13 protein-coding genes are annotated in these 17,487 nt (G+C 70.1%); 4 read left to right on the forward strand and 9 right to left on the reverse strand.

Going from position 1 to position 17,487, the window contains the following annotated elements; genetic code table 11:
- Positions 1-19: 19 nt before the first annotated feature.
- From ABZY45_RS27920 to ABZY45_RS27935, 4 genes are all read right to left on the reverse strand, one after another.
- A complete protein-coding gene (locus ABZY45_RS27920; RefSeq protein ID WP_356744149.1) occupies positions 20-403 on the reverse strand; it encodes a DUF3037 domain-containing protein in 384 nt (127 codons plus the stop codon).
- A complete protein-coding gene (locus tag ABZY45_RS27925; protein WP_356744151.1) occupies positions 400-1,284 on the reverse strand; it encodes a HipA family kinase in 885 nt (294 codons plus the stop codon). Before ABZY45_RS27925 ends, ABZY45_RS27920 begins: the two co-directional genes overlap by 4 nt.
- A 488-nt stretch (positions 1,285-1,772) precedes the next feature.
- The gene (locus ABZY45_RS27930) at positions 1,773-1,976 is read right to left on the reverse strand and encodes a cold-shock protein (RefSeq protein ID WP_010982331.1); all 204 of its coding nucleotides are present in this window, start codon (positions 1,974-1,976) and stop codon (positions 1,773-1,775) included.
- 1,043 nt (positions 1,977-3,019) lie between these two features.
- Complete coding sequence (locus tag ABZY45_RS27935) at positions 3,020-4,621, reverse strand: MFS transporter (protein ID WP_356744153.1); 1,602 nt, start codon at positions 4,619-4,621, stop codon at positions 3,020-3,022.
- A 971-nt stretch (positions 4,622-5,592) separates the two neighbouring features.
- On the opposite strand from ABZY45_RS27935, the gene ABZY45_RS27940 reads away from it, so the two are divergent.
- Positions 5,593-8,415 carry a LuxR C-terminal-related transcriptional regulator gene (locus ABZY45_RS27940; protein ID WP_356744155.1) on the forward strand — a complete coding sequence of 941 codons (2,823 nt, stop codon included), beginning with the start codon at positions 5,593-5,595 and terminating at the stop codon, positions 8,413-8,415.
- Between the two features lie 322 nt (positions 8,416-8,737).
- Here the strand turns inward: ABZY45_RS27940 and ABZY45_RS27945 are convergent, their stop codons facing one another.
- On the reverse strand, positions 8,738-9,136 hold the full coding sequence (locus ABZY45_RS27945; RefSeq protein WP_356744157.1) for a hypothetical protein: 399 nt from the start codon (positions 9,134-9,136) through the stop codon (positions 8,738-8,740).
- A gap of 110 nt (positions 9,137-9,246) precedes the next feature.
- Positions 9,247-10,038, reverse strand: coding sequence for an alpha/beta fold hydrolase (locus tag ABZY45_RS27950; RefSeq protein ID WP_356744159.1), 792 nt, complete (start codon positions 10,036-10,038; stop codon positions 9,247-9,249).
- A 368-nt stretch (positions 10,039-10,406) separates the two neighbouring features.
- Between ABZY45_RS27950 and ABZY45_RS27955 the strand changes: the two genes are divergently transcribed.
- Positions 10,407-11,645 (forward strand): beta-ketoacyl-[acyl-carrier-protein] synthase family protein, encoded by a 1,239-nt coding sequence (locus ABZY45_RS27955; RefSeq protein WP_356744161.1) that lies wholly within the window; start codon positions 10,407-10,409, stop codon positions 11,643-11,645.
- A gap of 90 nt (positions 11,646-11,735) precedes the next feature.
- Positions 11,736-12,683: an ACP S-malonyltransferase gene (locus tag ABZY45_RS27960; protein ID WP_356744163.1), complete on the forward strand. Its 948-nt coding sequence runs from the start codon at positions 11,736-11,738 to the stop codon at positions 12,681-12,683.
- A 46-nt stretch (positions 12,684-12,729) separates the two neighbouring features.
- On the opposite strand, the gene ABZY45_RS27965 is transcribed toward ABZY45_RS27960, so the two are convergent.
- Positions 12,730-12,987, reverse strand: a complete 258-nt coding sequence (locus ABZY45_RS27965; protein WP_356744165.1) for a phosphopantetheine-binding protein — start codon at positions 12,985-12,987, stop codon at positions 12,730-12,732.
- Positions 12,988-13,188: 201 nt separating this feature from the next.
- Here ABZY45_RS27965 and ABZY45_RS27970 point away from each other — a divergent pair, with 201 nt between their 5' ends.
- Complete coding sequence (locus ABZY45_RS27970) at positions 13,189-14,787, forward strand: AMP-binding protein (RefSeq protein ID WP_356744167.1); 1,599 nt, start codon at positions 13,189-13,191, stop codon at positions 14,785-14,787.
- 124 nt (positions 14,788-14,911) lie between these two features.
- Here the strand turns inward: ABZY45_RS27970 and ABZY45_RS27975 are convergent, their stop codons facing one another.
- A complete protein-coding gene (locus tag ABZY45_RS27975; RefSeq protein WP_356744169.1) occupies positions 14,912-15,826 on the reverse strand; it encodes a proline iminopeptidase-family hydrolase in 915 nt (304 codons plus the stop codon).
- A gap of 159 nt (positions 15,827-15,985) precedes the next feature.
- A partial coding sequence (locus tag ABZY45_RS27980) for a phosphopantetheine-binding protein (RefSeq protein ID WP_356744171.1) occupies positions 15,986-17,487 on the reverse strand: 1,502 nt, incomplete at its 5' end.

A 17,487-nucleotide genomic window follows, 5' to 3' on the forward strand; every position in this document is an offset into this window, starting at 1 on the left:
GGCGGCGCCGTCCGGGAGATCAGCGCACCAGCAGGTCGAGCAGTCGCTCGACCTCGGCAGCCGGGTCGGCCGTCAGACCGCTGTGCACGACACCTGGCTGGACGACCGTCGAGCGAGGAGCGATCAGCCAGCGGAAGCGCCGTCCGGGGTCGTCACCGCCCGCCTGGCCCGCCGCTGCACCGCCTGTACAGACCCCTTCCACCGCACGCAGCGCGGCACGCACCCCGAGCACGTCCGCCTGCGGGTCGAGCGCCTTGAGCTTGTGCTCGTCGAGATGGGTCCGCGCGGCCACGAAGGACTGGGCGCGGCAGTAGACCAGCACGCCCGCGTTGAAGCACTCCCCGCGCTCGACACGCGGAACGACGCGCAGGACCGCGTACTCGAAGACGTCCCGCCTGCTCATCGGCCACCCTCCTCGGCGCCACGCCCGGCGTCCGCCTGGGCGGCGCGCTCCTTCTTCGTCGGGTGGGGCCACGGTGCGAGGTGCTCGGTGAGCCAGCCCGGCGCCTGGGAGGGCCGGGTCGTGGTGGGTGCTTCCATGACGATCCGCTCGTGGATGCCCTCGGCGCGTGCCAGCAACGGCTCCACGTAGGCCCGGCGCAGTTGGTCCGTGGTCTCGAAACCGGGTTCACCGGCCAGCCACTCGTCGGGCACGGCGGCGGCGACCTCGGTGAGGAGTTCCTCCGTGACGAGCGGGGCCAGCTCGGCTGCGGCAGCCGCGATGTCCGGACCGAACGGAGCAAGGACGTGGTCGGAGGCGTTGTACGGCTTGGCCGCGGAGGCCTGCGCACCCGGCCAGTTGTGGTGCCAGATCATCGTCGCTCCGTGATCGATCAGCCACAGGTCACCGTGCCAGACGATCATGTTGGGATTGCGCCACGAGCGGTCCACGTTGTTGATCAGCGCGTCGAACCACACGATCCTGCCCGCCTCCGCCGACCCCACCTCATAGGCGAGCGGATCGAAGCCGAGCGAACCGGGAAGGTAGTCCATTCCCAGGTTGAGCCCGGCGCTGCCCTTGAGCAGCTCCTGGACCTCCTGGTCCGGCTCGGCGAGACCGATCACAGGGTCGAGCTGGATGGTCACCAGCTCCGGCACCCGCAGCCCCAGCCGGCGGCCGAGCTCGCCGCAGATGACTTCGGCCACGAGGGTCTTGCGGCCCTGCCCCGCTCCGGTGAACTTCATGACATACGTGCCCAGGTCGTCGGCCTCGACAATCCCGGGAAGCGAGCCACCTTCACGCAAAGGCGTGACATAGCGGGTCGCCACGACTTCTTTCAACACTTTCCCAGGCCACCCATCTTTTCAGCCTTACGATCCACGGAAGATATGTCCGGGGCGTGGAGGCAGGAATCACCGGTCAACGGCGCTGGGGAGAATCTGGGGAGTCTCGGCCGGCAGGCCGGTCTCCCCGCTCCCCGAGCAGACCGTCGGCGGTGCCGCGCCCCTCGCTCCCAGCTTCCGGCATGAAGTGAGCATAGTAACCGAGGGTGATCGCGGGCGAGGAGTGTCCGACCCACCGGCCAGGGTCACGACGGACTCTTCGGCTTCCCACATGACCGAGGCGCAGGGGTGCCGAAGCACGTGAACGTCGGCCTTCGGGGCCGCCACCCACTGCCAGGGTTTCGCCCCCTCGGCACGTGGCGGAACGACGCCCGCCTCACAACCCACTGCGGGCACCGAGCCTCTCTCGCCGGAGCGGTCTGCCAGCTGCCGAACGCAGGGCACCCGCCCGGCGAACGTCGCAGGGCGGGTGCCGAGGGTGTGCGGCCTCAGGCCGGGGTGATGTTCTCTGCCTGGGGGCCCTTCTGGCCCTGCGTGACGTCGAAGTTCACCTTCTGGCCTTCCTGGAGTTCACGGAAGCCGGAGCTGGCGATGTTGGAGTAGTGGGCGAAGACGTCGGGGCCGCCGCCGTCCTGTTCGATGAAGCCGAAGCCCTTTTCCGAGTTGAACCACTTGACGGTTCCGCTGGCCATTGTGCCCTCCAAGGGGACTCGAAGTCGGCTCCCGCACCGTGCGGGAACCGGAGGTGATCGCCCTGGTCCTCAGAGACTGTGAACAGCAGAATCGCCCATGCTCATTGCTCACGGGCGACCGGTACTTCGGAACCACGACAGCTGACCCCGACGCTACACGGTGAGGTCCCTCCACACCGAGAGAACGCTCAGGTCACCAGCGGCCCGAGTCATCCGTTCAGCCCCGCGCTTCGGCGGCCACTGGACGTGATCCTCCGCGGCCGTCATCCTTGCGCACTTCGCAGTACATCAGTTGCCCGGCAGGGCGCTGAGGCTGTTCAGCACGACGGCGGTGTGCGGCGCCGACAGCGGCCTGGCCGGCCATGTCAGCGGGTCCTCGGGGGTCGCCGGTCTCCCCGTCGGCTTCTGCTGCGGCCTTCAGCGGGCGGGCGGGCCAGTTCCGTCAGCCAGCAGGTCCCAGCCAGGCACCGGGCGGCAGGTGCAGCCGCGCGTCCAGTCCGGCCGCGAAGTGCCACGTCAACTCGACACTTCCTTTGGGGGTCGTGGAGTTCGACGGCAGCAGCGATGTAGGGGCACAGGGGGGAATGTCGAAGGTGGCGAGGAGCCGTTCGCGGGGCGTGAGGTTATGTTCGCCGCGATTCCCAGATCATCATGTCCGCGGCCTCACGCCGAAGCCGCACCGGAGTGCTCCGGTGCGGCTTCGCCGTCTCACGGATCCGGGCAGAGATCCCTCGCGGTGACTTCTGTGAGCATCTCGCCAGGCTGTACGGCGTGAATCCCCGGAGATGGGGGGCGCCCGGCGGGGTACCCGGGTGCCGCGTTCCAGCCGCCTCACCGGGTAACCGGCACCACACCCGGCGCACCTCGGAGGAAAGCCGGGAGACTCCTCGTCCCCGCACGGAGGAAGGCTTTTGACGGCCGGTCGTACACCCGGTCGCGGCCTCTGTTCCTGTCGGCGGGTCTCGCATACAGCCGCGCGCCCATGAAAGACGGCCGCTGCCCCACAGCGGGTGGGGCAGCGGCCGCAAAGCCCGCTCGCCTTCTCAGCTCTTGGTTCCCAGGGGGTTCGCAGTCTCGGGAGCGACAACCGGCCCGTCCGGCTCGTCCGCGGCCTCGGACGCCCCCGCCACGGCCGGTCCCGCGGCACCGCGCAGCAGCAGCACGACCAGGAGGGACGCGAGCAGCAGGACACCCGCTCCGGCGAGCGCCGCCGCGTTCAGGCCGTCGGTGAAGGCCTCACGTGCCGCGGTCAGCAGCGCGTCTCCCGTGGCGCCGGGGAGTTCACCGGCGACCATGACGGCCGCCGCGAGGGTTTCCCTCGCGGCGTCCTCCGCCACGGCGGGCAGGCCGTCGGGCACCGAGCCCTCCAGATTGTTGCGGTACACCGCGCTGCCGAGCGTGCCGAGGGTCGCCAGACCCACCGCGCCACCCAGTTCCTGTCCGGTCTGGAGCGTGGCGGAGGCGATACCCGCCTTCTCCGCCGGAGCGGAGCCGACCACCATGCCGGTGAGCAGGGGCATCGTGGCGGCGACCCCGGCGGACAGGCCGCCCGCGCCGACCAGCACCATCCACAGCGGGGAGTCCGCACGGACCTGGGTGAGGAAGAGAAGACCGCCGGCGGTGAGGACGAACGCGCCGCCCACGATGAACGCGTGGTCCACGCGCTGCGCCAGCCCCGTGGACACCCCTGTCGCGAGGAAGATTCCGACCGACGGGGTGAGACTCCACAGAGAGGCCTCCAGCGCCGACATCCCCTGGACCGACTGCAGGTACTGAGTGGTGAAGATCGCGAAGCCGATCATCACCCAGGAAGCGATCATCGCGAAGACCACGCCGCCGCGGAAGGCGCGGGTCCGCAGCAACGACAGGTCCAGCAACGGTGCGGCGGCCGCGCGTTGGCGCACCACGAAGAGGGCGGCGACGACCAGGCCCACCACGATCGCCACCACAGGAACGACCTCGAAGCCGTCCGTCCCGAGCTCCTTGATCCCGTAGATGACCGGAAGGATCGCGCCCAGCGACAGCAGACAGCCGATCGCGTCGAACGGTCCCGGATGCGGGTCCTTGAACTCCGGCAGGAGGCGCGGCGCCAGGACCAGGAGGAGCACCATCACCGGAGCGTTGATGAGGAACACCGATCCCCACCAGAAGAACTCCAGCATCACCCCGGAGAGCACCGGGCCGAGGGAGACACCGGAGATCAGCACGGCCGACCAGACCCCGAGGGCCTTGGCCCGCTGGGTCGCGTCGGTGAAGATGCTGCGGATCAGCGAGAGCGTGGACGGGAGCAGGCAGGCACCACCGACGCCGAGGAGGGCGCGGGCGCCGATCAGCATGCCCGCGCTCGAGGCGTAGGCGGCGATCAGCGAGGCGCCACCGAAGAAGACCGTGCCGGCCATGAGCAGCTTGCGCCGGCCCATCCGGTCGCCGACCGACCCCATCGTGATGAGGAGCCCGGCCAGGACGAAGGCGTAGATGTCGAAGACCCAGAGCAGTTGAGTGCCGGTGGGCGACAAGTCGGCGCTGATCGCCGGTACGGCGAAGAAGAGGATGGAGATGTCCATCGACACCAGCAACAGTGGCAGCGCAAGGACCGCGAGCGCCAGCCATTCTTTGCGTCCTGCGAGGGCAGGCTCGGTCGTCATCGCTGTACCTTCCTGATGAAAACGGTACGGCAATCGTCTCGTCCGCACCCACGGCCCGACACCCCTAGGGCCCCCTAGGGGCATGGTAGGACAGAGTTCCCGGAATGCCCGGCTTGCCGCAGCCGCGAGTTCCTCGACCCGCCGCGCCGCCGGGCTCTCAAAGCGTCCCTGCGCCCTTTACGCCATTGCGCGACATGCCCGACGGCTGAAAACAAACCTAATTTGGCTGGCAGTCGGCGTCCGATTCGAGAAATTCCACCGGAATCCAATTGGTTACACCCCGGCACTTTCGGCCAGCATGCGTGATCCGGCCACTCTCCGCACCGTTTCGGGCCGCGCCCCGAGATGGCTGCCGCCCGTCACCACGGGATGTCCGGAAGGACCCTGGCCCTGACGGACAACGGGTCACTCGCCCAGGGCGCATCGGCAGCCGGCCGGATGCGCCCGGACGGCGATCGGTCCTCCGACCTGGGACGCGTCACGGTGACGGCCCCAGACCACCACGCGAAGGACGCTCACGCCGGGGCCGGCACGAGCGACTTCACGCCAGGCTTTGAACGGCAGGCCGTATACGTACGGGACCGCCCTGCCCCATCCGATCGGGACACCGGGACCACTACGAGGACCGGCCTCCGGCGGACCGGAACCCGACGCATCACCACAGGGCCACCGCGCACCCTGGAACGGCCGGATATCCCCGGGCGCAGAGGACCTCGCGCGCCGCGGAACCGATTGGGCCCGGTAGCCATCAAGCGTAACGTGGCCTTCACTTTGCCGTCGTACTCCAGCACCGAATGTGGTGCTATCGTCGGCCGCTGAGTGCCGGGGGGCCGTTACTCGAACTGACGGACAGTCCTTGCTCAGCGCAACACAGAACCTCGTGTGCGAACCATTTCAGTCAATGGTGAAGGCGATAGGCAGCAGCCCGGTGAGACTTATCAGAGCTCGGGTGTGGAACGGGGGTACCACCGATGCTTCTCGAGTACGTCGACGCACTGCGCCATCTCGGCGACCAACTCACGGATACCGCGGCGGGGAGGGGACGTCTGCTCATTGTCAACGGCGGGCTGACGAGCGGTAAGGCCGAGCTCCTGCAGGAGTTCGCGGCGCGGGCGGACCGCGTGGGCGCACTCTGTCTGACCGCGACCGCCGCACGCGGCCTCCAGTCGCTCCAGGCCGATGTCGTCGACCAGTTGTTCCACTCCCGGGGGCTTCCCGCCGAGACCACCGAGCACGTCTCGGCCTTGCTCAGCCCGGCTGTGGTCGCTGCTCAGCCCGGAAGCCCGGACCTGGAGTCGTTATCCGGAAGCGGCGCACGAGCCGTGCGCGACACCTGTGCCGAACTGCTGCAGCTCTCCCGGGAGCGTCCGTTGGTCATCGGTGTCGACGACGTGCAGTTCGCCGACGCCTTCTCCCTCCAGCTGCTGCTCTACCTGAGCCGCCGCATGGAGTCGGCCAGGATCATGATCGTGCTGAGCAAGTGGGACTGGGCCCAGCCCACTCTGCCGCGCTTCTACGCCGAGGTCACCCGGCTTCCTCATGGCCTGATCCGGCTGGTGCCGCTCTCCGAGCACGGTATCGCCGAACTGATCACTCAGCGCACCGGGGTGCAGCCCGACCCCGGACTGGTCGCGGCCTACTACGAACTGACCGGCGGCAACCCCAAGTTGGTCGACGCCCTGCTGGAGGACCAGCGTACGGCGGACGTCGAGTCCCCTGGATTCGGCCCGGCAGGACCGGCGGCGGTCGGGAGCCACTATCAGCAGGCGGTGCTCGCCTGTCTCTACCGTTGGAATCCCCAACTCCTCGAAGTGGCAGAGGCGTTGGCCGTTCTTGGCGACGAAGGCGCCGCCGGTCCGCTGAGCCGGCTCAGCGGTCTCAGCGTGGACACCACGGAACAGGTGCTGCACACCCTGGTCGCGGAGGCGCTCCTCACCTCGGGTCCGACTCCGGGCAACTACCGGTTCCGCCATCCGGCGATCGCCAAGACGCTGCTCAACAGCCTCTCCACGACCGAGCGCACCCGTCTGCATCTCCAGGCGGCCAAGCTCCTGCACCAGCAGGGCGTCGGCCCCCGCCCTGTCGCTCGGCACCTCGCCGAGGCGGGCATCGTGGTGGAGAGCTGGGCCACGGGTGTCCTGCGGGCCGCAGCGGAACAGGCGCTCGCCCACGACGACTCCGGCACCGCCGTCCAGTACCTCGAACTGGTGATGAACGCCAGCACGCCGGGTACCGAGCACAACAGCGCGCGGCTCGCCCTGGTCCACGCTTCCTGGCGGACCAGCCCTGCGATCTCCGCCCTGCACCTGGCCCTGCTTCCGGAGGGCCCCGACGTGGAAACCCTCAACCGCAGGGACACCGCCACACTCGTCCGGCACGCTCTGTGGCAGGGCGACACCGAGACCGCGGCGCTGGGGCTGAAGGTGCTCGAGGCGTCCGGTGGAGCCGTCGACGACAGCACGATCGCCTGCCTCCGACTGGCCGAACGATGGGTCTACGGACCGACGGTGGAGGAATGGCGCCGCCCCGACACCAGACCCGAGCACAGCGCGGAGCCGACCGGCGGTGGGTCCTCCAGCTGTGCGCATGCCGTATGGGATCTCGCCGCACTGTCCACCCGCACCGGCGCGGACCACGCCGCCGCCAAGGCCCGTCGCGTGCTGGAGAACTGCGCACTCGACGACGTCTCACTGGAGACAGTCGTCGCGGCGATCCTCGCCCTGATGCACCACGGCGAGACCGAGGCCGCGGTGAGCTGGTGCGACATCCTCCGTGAGGAGGCCGCTCGCCGGCTCGCCCCCACCTGGCTCGCGCTGCTGGAGTGCCTCCGCGCCGCGATCGCCCTGCGGCACGGGGATCTGGCTACTGCGGCGAGGCTGGCCGCCACCGGCTACGAACGTCTTCCCGCATCTGCCTGGGGCGTGTTCATCGGCTATCCGCTGAGCATCCTGATGATGGTGGACACCGCTCTCGACAACCACGAGGCGGTGGCGGAGCACCTGCGCCAGGTCGTGCCGGAGGCGATGTTCGCCACCGTGTGGGGGGCGCACTACCTACGGGCTCGCGGCCACCACTTCCTGGCCACCGACCGAGCGTTGTCCGCCGTCAGCGACTTCCGGGCGGCCGGGGGCCTCTCCGAGCGGCTGGACCTGGACTTCCCCGCGCTCTTCCCCTGGCGGGGAGACCTCGCCCTGGCCAACATGCGGCTCGGCCGCACGGTCCTCGCCCATCGGCTGCTCACCGAGGAACTGGAGCACCCCCGACTGGACCTCCGCGCGAAGGGGGTCGCCCTGCGGCTACTGGCGTCGTGCAGCGATCCGAGCCGACGCCAGGTTCTGCTGGAACGCGCCATCGACCATCTGGAGCGATCCGAGGACCGGCTCGAACTGTCGCGTGCCCTCAAGACGTTGAGCCGCGTACTGCAGCAGTCCGGTCAGAACGAGCAGGCGCGTTCCACCGCTCGTCGGGCGGCCCAGGAGGCTCGGATCTGCCGCACCGGGAGCGAGGAGCCGACGGAGCGGGAGAGCCCTGAACCGGACCCCACGGTGCCGGGCCCGAGGGTGGCCGCTTCATCGGTCCGCGAGCAGCTGAGCGAGGCGGAGCAAAGGGTTGCCACCCTGGCCGCGCGCGGTCTCACCAACCGGGAGATCAGCGGGCAGCTCTTCATCACGGTGAGTACGGTCGAGCAGCATCTGACCCGCATCTACCGCAAGCTCGGGGTGACCAGGCGCAGCAATCTGCCCACCCACCTGGCCGACCGGCGGAGTGCGATGGAGGGCCGGGCTCAGGGCTGAGCCCTTTGGCGCATGCGCGTACCCGCAGGTCCCGTTCCGCCGTACGGCTGACGGGACCTGCGTGCGTCGTCACCTGTGGCTGAGAGCAGCGCAGGGGTGGCGGGGCGGATGCCGCGCGTCAGCCAGGAGCACTGCCACCAGCCCGCACCGGTGCTGTCCCGCACGCAAAGGAAGCCGGGGGGCGCCGGCACCGGACGTTGCGCTCTGCCGTGGCCGTCCCGGAGCCGACCGCAGCGCAGGCCGGAGGATCGCGTACCACATGCCCGTGGTGAGCGATCCCTGGAGCGACGCCCCCGCGCGGTCACCCGGCGGGGCCGGGTCCTCAGGTGGAGGACGAGGCACCCGGCAGCGGGCGGCCCTCGCCCTGCTGGGCGGGCGACGGCGCCCGGCCGGCCGGGCCGGCACCGCTCCCCTCGTCCGCGGCGGCCGGCTTCTCGGCTCCGGGCACCCAGAATCCGAAGCCGAGAAGCATCGGCAGAGTCGGCAGCTCGGGAAGATCGGCGAAGGCGGGATCAGGCGCGCGGCGTACGGGTGCCGCCGCGTCGTCGATCAGCGGGTGCGGCGCCGGCCGGGAGGCCCTCCCGGCGGTCGAGGCCGCGTCGGCCACCGCCCCGCCGCGCCTGGCCGATCGGCGGGAGCGGCGCTCGGCGGCGACAGTCGCCAGGGACACGGTTCCGCTCGGGGCGGACCGGGTGTTCGGAACAGTCTTCTCGGCGACCATGAGGGCCTCCAGAACCTCGGTGTCACGCTTCGGACCGTCGAGCCCGCCTTCCGAGCCGATTGCGGACGCTCGGAGGGCGGCGCCGTACGTCGTTCTCCGCGACCGCCCGCTCACCGCAGGGGGATGGCAGCGCCTCTGTCCGCGGGCTTCACGGTGTCGGTGAACGCGCGTATCTCGCGCAGGACTTCGGGGGCCTGGGCGACGAGATAGAAGTGGCCGCCGGGGTAGGTGCTGAGCCGGAACGCAGCGTCGGTGTGACGCTCCCAGGCCTGTGCCTCCTCAGGTGTCACCTGCGGATCGTCCCCGCCGACGAGCACGGTGACCGGGCACTTCAGCGGTGGCCCCGGACGGTGCTGGTACGTCTCCACCGCCCGGTAGTCGCTGCGCACCGCGGGGAGGATCATGCGCAGGACCTCCTCGTCCGCGAAGACCTGGTCGTCCGTGCCCTGCATGCGCTTCATCTCCGCGACGATGCCCTCGTCGTCGGCGGCGTGGACGTTCTCGTCGCGATAGGTGGAGGGCGCACGACGGCCTGAGGCGAGAAGGCCCGCCGCGGGCGCCCCGCGCTCCTGGAGCCGGGTGGCCACCTCGTAGGCGACCATGGCCCCCATGCTGTGGCCGAACAGGACGAGCGGCCGGTCGGCCCAGCCTGCCAGCAGTTCGTCCGTCACCACGTCCGCGAGCGCGTGGATGGAGTCCACCGGCGGTTCCGTGTGCCGGTCCTGACGGCCCGGATACTGCACCGCCAGGACGTCCAGGTCCGGGCTCAGGGCACGGGCCACGGGGAAGTAGAAGGTGGCGGACCCACCGGCGTGCGGGAAGCAGACCAGTCGGACGCCGGCGTCCGGGGCGGGGTGGTACCGCCGGGCCCAGACATTGGATTGCGCCGGTGCTGCGGTCATGGCAGTCGGATTCCTCTCGGGCGTGGACCGTTGCGACGGAAGCCGCGCGCTGATGCCACGAGTATGGACTCGGCCCTTTCGAAGTGGCCAGAATCGACCACCCCTGAACTCCCGTGATACCCCCCTATTCTTGGCCAGCCATAGGTGAGCAGGTAATGCCCTGGTAACACTGTGTGCAAGCCGGTTGCAGGGCCGTCGCGCTTCCGGAACTGCGGACGTGCACCATGCTCGTGGGCCCGGAGCCGCCGCAGGCTCGTGGCCGAGCGTCAGGAATCGAAGGGTATGTGTGATGGGCCAGAGATGACGCCGCCGAAGGCATAGAGAATATCCGCCCGCGCCAAATGCGTCGCACAATTCCCGGAGGACAAATGAAAACCGACGACCGTCATCCACCGCCCTTCCGGCACCGCGTCATGGTCACCGGAACCGGTGCGGTCACGCCGTTGGGCGAGGGAGTGGCCGCTCTCCACAACCGGGTGGTGAACGGAGAGTCCGGGCTGACGGACGGGGAGGGCCACTGTCAGACGTTCGACCCGCACGCGGTGCTGAGCCGCAAGGGGATCCATGCCACCGACCGCTTCAGCCAGCTCGCGCTCGTCGCGGCCGAGGAAGCGATCCGGCAGGCCGGCTGGTCCAACGGCCTGCCCTATGCCCCGGAACGCGTCATGTGCGTCATCGGTTCCGTCGCCGGCGGCGTGCTGACCTTCGAGGAGCAGCTGACCACCATGCGGCGCAACGGAACCGACGCCGTATCGCGTCACGCCGTGCCGATGATGGCTTCTCATTCGGCCGCTGTCCAGATTGCCGTCCGGCACCGGCTGCGCGGTGAGACGTACTGCGTCACTTCCGGCTGCGCCTCCGGAACACAGGCCATCGGCCTGGGTGTCCGGGCCATCCGCAGCGGCGCAGCGGACGCCGCGGTGGTGGGCGGAGCGGACGCGCCACTGACCAATTTCATGCGCTCCGCCTACCTGAACGCCGGGGTCATGTCTCCCACCGGGATCTCCGTGCCGTTCGACGAGGGACGTGACGGCTTCCTGATGGGTGAGGGCGCGGGCGTGCTGGTCCTGGAGTCCGCGGAGAGCGCCGAACGGCGCGGCCGGCCCGTCCTCGGCGAGATCCTGGGCTACGGCTCCAGTTGCGACGCGTTCCACGTGGTCTCCCCCGCCGAGGACGGGGTCGCCGCGATGGGCGCCGTCCGGCACGCCCTCGACGACGCGGGCGTCACTCCCGACGCGCTGAGCTATCTCAACGCGCACGCCACCGGCAGCGCGCGGGACGACCGACTGGAGATCGCCGCGATGCGCGGTGTGCTCGCCGACGCTCTGGAAACCCTGCCGTTGTCCTCCACCAAGGCCGCCACCGGCCATCTGATGGGAGCGGCCGGCGCTGTCGAGGCCATCGCCACGCTGATGGCGCTCAACGCGAAGGTCGCGCCGCCCACCGTGGGACTGCGGCGGCCGGACACCTCGCTCGGGGCGCTGCGGCACGTCCTGCACGCCGTGCCGCTGACCGCAGCTCCGGGCCGGCGCCCCGTAGGGATGTCCACGACGTTCGGGTTCGGCGGGCACAACGCGGTCCTGGTACTCGAAGGGGCCACGGGCTGAACGGCGGACACACGGAGCAGGCCTGCCGTCCTGCGGCTTAGGGGCGGCTAGGGGTGCTGTGCCCTCGCCCGCAACGCCAACACTGTCGCCATGGACAAGGAGACTCGCACGGGCCATGCCGTGGTCTTCCCGGGGATGGGACCCACCCGGTTCGAGGACGTGGCCCGATTCATGGTGATCAACCCGCAGGCCCGGAAGTTGGTGGCCGCGGCCGACGATCGGCTCGGCTACTCCCTCATCGACCGCTTTCGCGACACGGAGGGCGACTACTCGGAGTACGCCCAAGTCGCCTTCCTCGTCAACAGTCTGGCGCTCGCCCGGTGGGCCGAGGCAACGCTCGGCTGCGAGGCCACCGTATGCGTGGGGCCGAGCTTCGGCAACAAGGCGGCCGCTGTCCACTCCGGGGCTCTCGACTTCGCCGACGGTGTGACGATGACCGCGCGCTTCGCCCGGGTGCTGGACGACTACTTCGCGACGGAACACCGTGAAGCGGTCACGCTCTCCTTCGCCCGGACCCCGCCCGAGACGCTGCGTACCGTGCGCGACGAGCTGGACGCCATGGGCGAGTGGCACGACATCACCTGCCAGGTCGACGACGACTTCGCCATGCTGACGCTGTCGCGGTCCCGCCTGGAGTGGCTCCAGCTGCGGCTGCGTGCCCTGGGCGGGCTGCCGCTGTACGTGATGCACCCGCCCATGCACTCGCCGGCCTTCGCCGGGCTGCGCCGCCGCATAGAGGACGAGGCGCTGGCGGGGCTGCGGTTCAGTGATCCACGGCTGCCGGTGGTCTCCGACCACGACGGGAAGCTGCTGACCACCGGGGCCGAGGTGCGCGAGCTGATACTCGACGGCTGCGTCCGCGCGGTCCACTGGCCGGACGCCCTGACCGCGCTCCGCGAACGCGGTGTCGGCCGCCTGTTCGTCGCCGGCCAGGACGCGCTGTTCGGACGCGTGTCCGTCGCCACCCGCAACTTCGAGGTCACGGCGGTCGACCCGCGCCTGGCACTGCGCCCGCAACGCCGCGGCGGGACCCGCTGAGGCGAAGCCCCGGCGAACCCCGCCGCACACGCACGGCCGACTCCGGTCAGCCGTGCGTGACCTGCGTCAGCTCCGACATCTTGGCCCAGAGCACGCCGGGCGTCGCGAAGGTCTGCATGCTCAGTGCCTCGTCGACGAAACGGACACCGTAGGAATTCTCGAGCGCGCTGAGCAGCTCCACGGTTCCCATCGAGTCCAGGCCGAGATCCCGCAGTCCGGCATCCTCCTCCAGCGGCTCGTCCGCCGAAAGAAACGGCAGATAGCCGCGGATGATTTCTTCGAATTCCTTGTCCCAGGTACTCATGTGTTCGGGCCCCATTCCGGTTCCGGCTTCAACAGCGGAGCTGCCTAATGGGTGGTGACGCTAATCGCCCTAGGAGAACCCGAACAACCGCTACGAACCCCTGTCCCGCTTAACGCGTGCAGGGAGACCCCTGTCCGTGGCCGGCAGCCGGGATCACGGTAATGCGCGGCCTGCGGGAAACGACCACCCACAGGAGGAAGTATGTCCGGCACCGTCGAGCACGCGCTCCATGCCCGCTTTCTGCGCGGCCTGGAGATATCCCCTGACGGCACGGCGCTTCGGCTCGGCAGCACGTCCGCACTCAGCTACCGCGAGACCCACCAGCTCGCCCTCTCCTGGGCCGGCGCGCTGTGCGCGGGCGGCACCCGGCCCCGCGCGGTCGGAGTCCTGGCGGGCAAGACCGTTCCCGCTTACGTCGGCCTCCTCGCCGGGCTCTACACGGGCGCCACCGTGGTGCCGCTCAACCCTGATTTCCCTGCGGAGCGCACCCGCCGGATGCTGGAACTGGCGAGGGTCGAGGCGATCGTCGTGGACGAGGAGGGCGCGGCAGCACTGTCCAGGCTCCAGCTCCAAGCCGCCGGATCGGACCCGGCCTCCGCCCCCCGCGCGGCAGTGCTCGCGGCCTCGGCGGACGGCACCGTCCTGACCGACGCCGAGGCGGTGGCGCCCTGGCCACGGGTCGTCGTGGACCCCGCGGCGGCGCTGAGCGCCCCGCGAACGGTCTCTGCCGAGGACACGGCCTACATGCTCTTCACCTCTGGCTCCACCGGCAACCCCAAGGGGGTGCCCATCAGCCACGGCAGCACGTACCACTACTTCCAGCTCCTGGACGAGCGGTACGACTTCACGGAGCAGGACGTCTTCTCGCAGACCTTCGACCTCAACTTCGACTGCGCGATGTTCGATCTGTTCTGCGCCTGGGGGGCCGGCGCCACCGTCGCAGTCATCCCCCCGCACAGTTACCGCCGGCTCCCCGACCACCTGCGCGAGGAGGGCGTCACGGTCTGGTTCTCCACGCCCAGCGCGATCTCCCTCGTCCGCCGCACGGGACAGCTGTCCCCCGACTCACTGCCCACACTGCGGTGGAGCTTCTTCGCGGGCGAGGCGCTGCACTGCAAGGACGCCGCCGACTGGCACGAGGCCGCCTCGGGCTCACTGCTGGAGAACATCTACGGACCCACCGAGCTGACGATCACCATCACCGGCCACCGCTGGGACCCGGTGGCCTCGGCCGAACACGGCGTCAACGGCCTGGTCCCCGTCGGCGCGGTCCACTCGGGCCACGACCACCTGCTCCTCGCCGACGACGGTTCGCTCGCCGACGACGAGGGTGAACTCTGCGTCACCGGACCGCAGATGACCATCGGCTACCTGGACCCCGCGGACGACGAGGGCCGCTTCCTGGAACGCGACGGACGCCGTTGGTACCGCACCGGCGACCGAATGCGCCGACTGCCGGACAGCGACGAGCTGATCTACCTCGGACGGCTCGACTCGCAGGTACAGCTCCAGGGCTGGCGCGTGGAGCTGGCCGAGGTCGACCACGCCGTACGCTCGTGCCCCGGGGTGGAGGACGCCCTCACGGTGGTCCAGCAGGTGGAGGGCGGAACGGAGCTGGTGGTCTTCTACACCGGCACCCGCACCTCTCCGGCGGCGCTGGCCCGGGGCCTGCGGGAGATCCTGCCCGCCGGAATGCTCCCGCGCCGGTACGAGCACCTCGGAGAGTTCCCCCTCAACTCCAACCGCAAGATCGACCGTAAGGCCCTCACCACGCGCGCCACGGCACTGTTCGGCGCCTGACGGCACAAAAGGGCTGGGGTGTGGGAACGGGGACCGCCGGTCGGCGGTCCCCGTTCCCAGCCCTGTGCCGATGGGCCAGGCCTTCGTGCCCGCCCGTGGTCAGGCCCTTCGCGCCGGCCGGTGGTCAGCGTCGCTCGCGCAGATAGCCGAGCATCACCTCGACGAACCGCTCGGGCTCCTCGAGGTGGGGCAGGTGGCTGGAGTCCTCGAAGATCTCCCACCGCGCCTGCGGGATCAGCTCCGCGTAGGGCCGCACCGTGGTGGGCGTCGCCTCGTCGTGGCGGCCGGAGAGTACGAGGGTCGGCACCTCGATGTCGGTGAGTCGGTCCTCCACGCCCCAGTCGCGCAGGGTGCCGATGACGTGGAACTCGCTGGGCCCGTTCATCGCGAAGTAGACCGTGGGGTCGTTGTACACCTCGTAGAACGACGCCTGGTAGTCCCGCGGCCACGGCTTGACGCGGCAGACATGACGGTCGTAGAAGGGGCCCATGGCCTCGTAGTACTCGTTGCTCCCGGTGGTCCCCGCCGCCTCGTGCCGCAGGAGCGTCTCGTTGACGCCCGGCGGCAGCTGGGCCCGCAGAACCTCCATCTCCTGAAGCCACAGCGGGTAGGAGGCCGGCGCGTTGGCGATGACCAGTCCGCGCAGCCCGGCGGGCTTCCGGGCAGCGTGCTCGGCCACCAGCAGTCCGCCCCAGGACTGGCCGAAGAGGACGTAGTTGTCGGCGACACCCAGCTCGCCGAGCAGATTGTCCAGCTCGGCGAGAAAGAGATCCACGGTCCAGAAGTCCGTGCCGCGGTCGGGCAGATGGGTGGAGCCGCCGTTGCCCAGCTGGTCGTAGTGGACGACGGGCCATCCGTGGTCGGCGAACACCGCCATGTTCTGCAGGTAGTCATGGGTACTGCCCGGCCCGCCGTGCACCACGACGAGCGCGGGCTTGTCCGAGGTCACATCCCCGGTGACGCGGTACCAGGTCCGGTACTCGCCGAACGGCACAGTGCCCTTGGTCACGGCCCGCTGGGACCCGGCGGCCACACTCATGTTCGATCACCCTTCGTCGGTCGCTCGGTCGGAGATTCATAGATGGGTCGGGGAGCGCACGGGCACGGTTCGGCTACCTCATGCTCCCCTGGCCGGAGCGGTTCCGGGCGCCGTGACCACGGCGGATCCCGCGGTCACGGCGCCGGTGCCCGGCGTACGTCAGTCCAGCGTGCCGATCCAGTCCTCGATCGCCCGCGCACAGTCCGCGGCACCTTCTTCCAGCATGGTGAAGTGGTTGGCTCCCACTCCTCGTACCGTCTGGGTCGCATTCCAGGGCGCGGCCTGCCAGGCGTCGCCAGGGCCGTCCGTGTCCGCGCCGGGGAAGGGCCTGGCGCATTGCAGGAAGAGCACAGGGGCTCGCAGCCCCTCCAGGGGGAACGACCCCAGCATGTTGCTGTAGCGGCCCATGGAGGACAGCCGGGCGCTGTCGAACCCGTCGAAGGTCTGCTCCATCTCCAGCATCGTTTCCAGCAGGCCGTCGAGCAGCGCGTTGGAGACGTCGGGCAGGTAGGAGTCCATGAGTACGACTCCGGCAGGACGCACGCCGCGCTGTTCGAGATGCATCGCGGCGGCGTGGGCGAGGATGCCGCCCGCCGAGTAGCCGGCCAGCACGAACCGTTCGCCGCCTGCGGCCTCGAGGGCGGCCTCCGCCAGCACCTCGGCGGCGGCGTCGTTCGTGGCGGGCAGGCTGTCGCCCCGCACGAAGCCCGGCAGCGGAATGCCGGCGACCCCGCGGACGCCCTTGAAGTGGTTGGCGATGTGCGCGTGCTGGTAGACCCCACTGGTGGCCATGGGCGTACTGAGGCAGATCAGCCGCGTACTTCCGGCGGGCCCCTCCATGAGCCGGACCGGTACCGGGAGGGCGGGGATGTCCGCGGCCGAGGTGAAGGCGGGCCGCGTCTCCGCGACCGCGTTCAACATGGTCATCGCCTTCTGGAGCGGGCCGTTCTGGAGGGCCTCGCGGAACAACTGGCTGAGGGTGTCCGTCGCCGCGCCCGACGGGCGTCCCGCACCCGTGCCCGCCTGCTGCGCACCGTGGGTGGCCGCTGCCCCGGAAACCGGGCCGGCCACGGAGATCTCCTCCTGGAGGAAGCGGGCCAGAGCCGCCGCACTCTTGTGGTCGAAGACCACCATCGACGGCAGCCGCAGCCCGATCGCCTCGCTGAGAGCGGACCGCAGTTCCATCGCCATGAGCGAGTCGAAGCCCAGCTCGAGGAAGTCGCGTTCGGGGTCGATGCCCCCGGCGTCCTGATATCCGAGCAGGTCGGCGGCGAGGCCGGTGACCAGTTCGCTGAGCAGCGTGTGCTGCCCCTCCGCGTCCAGCGCATCGAGCCTACGGCGCAGGGCGCCGGGATCGGCCTTGCCCGCAGCGGAACGCCGCCGGGTCGGCGGGGCCAGGGCGTGAAGGAGTTCGGGGAGGTTGTCGGGGGCCTGGCGGAGGGTGGGCAGGTCGAGCTGGATGGGAACGAGAGCCGGATCATCCAGACCCATCGCGGTGTCGAAGAGCTCAAGCCCACGCTCGGCCGACAGCCCCTCGATACCGACCTGCTTCATCCGCCGCAGATCAGCCCCCGACAACTCACCCCCCATCCCGTCCCCCGCAGACCACAACCCCCACGCCAACGCCTTACCCGGCAGACCCCGAGCACGACGATGAGCCG

The organism is Streptomyces sp. NPDC006516 (assembly GCF_040611875.1).
In the GTDB taxonomy this organism is placed as follows: Bacteria; Actinomycetota; Actinomycetes; order Streptomycetales; family Streptomycetaceae; genus Streptomyces.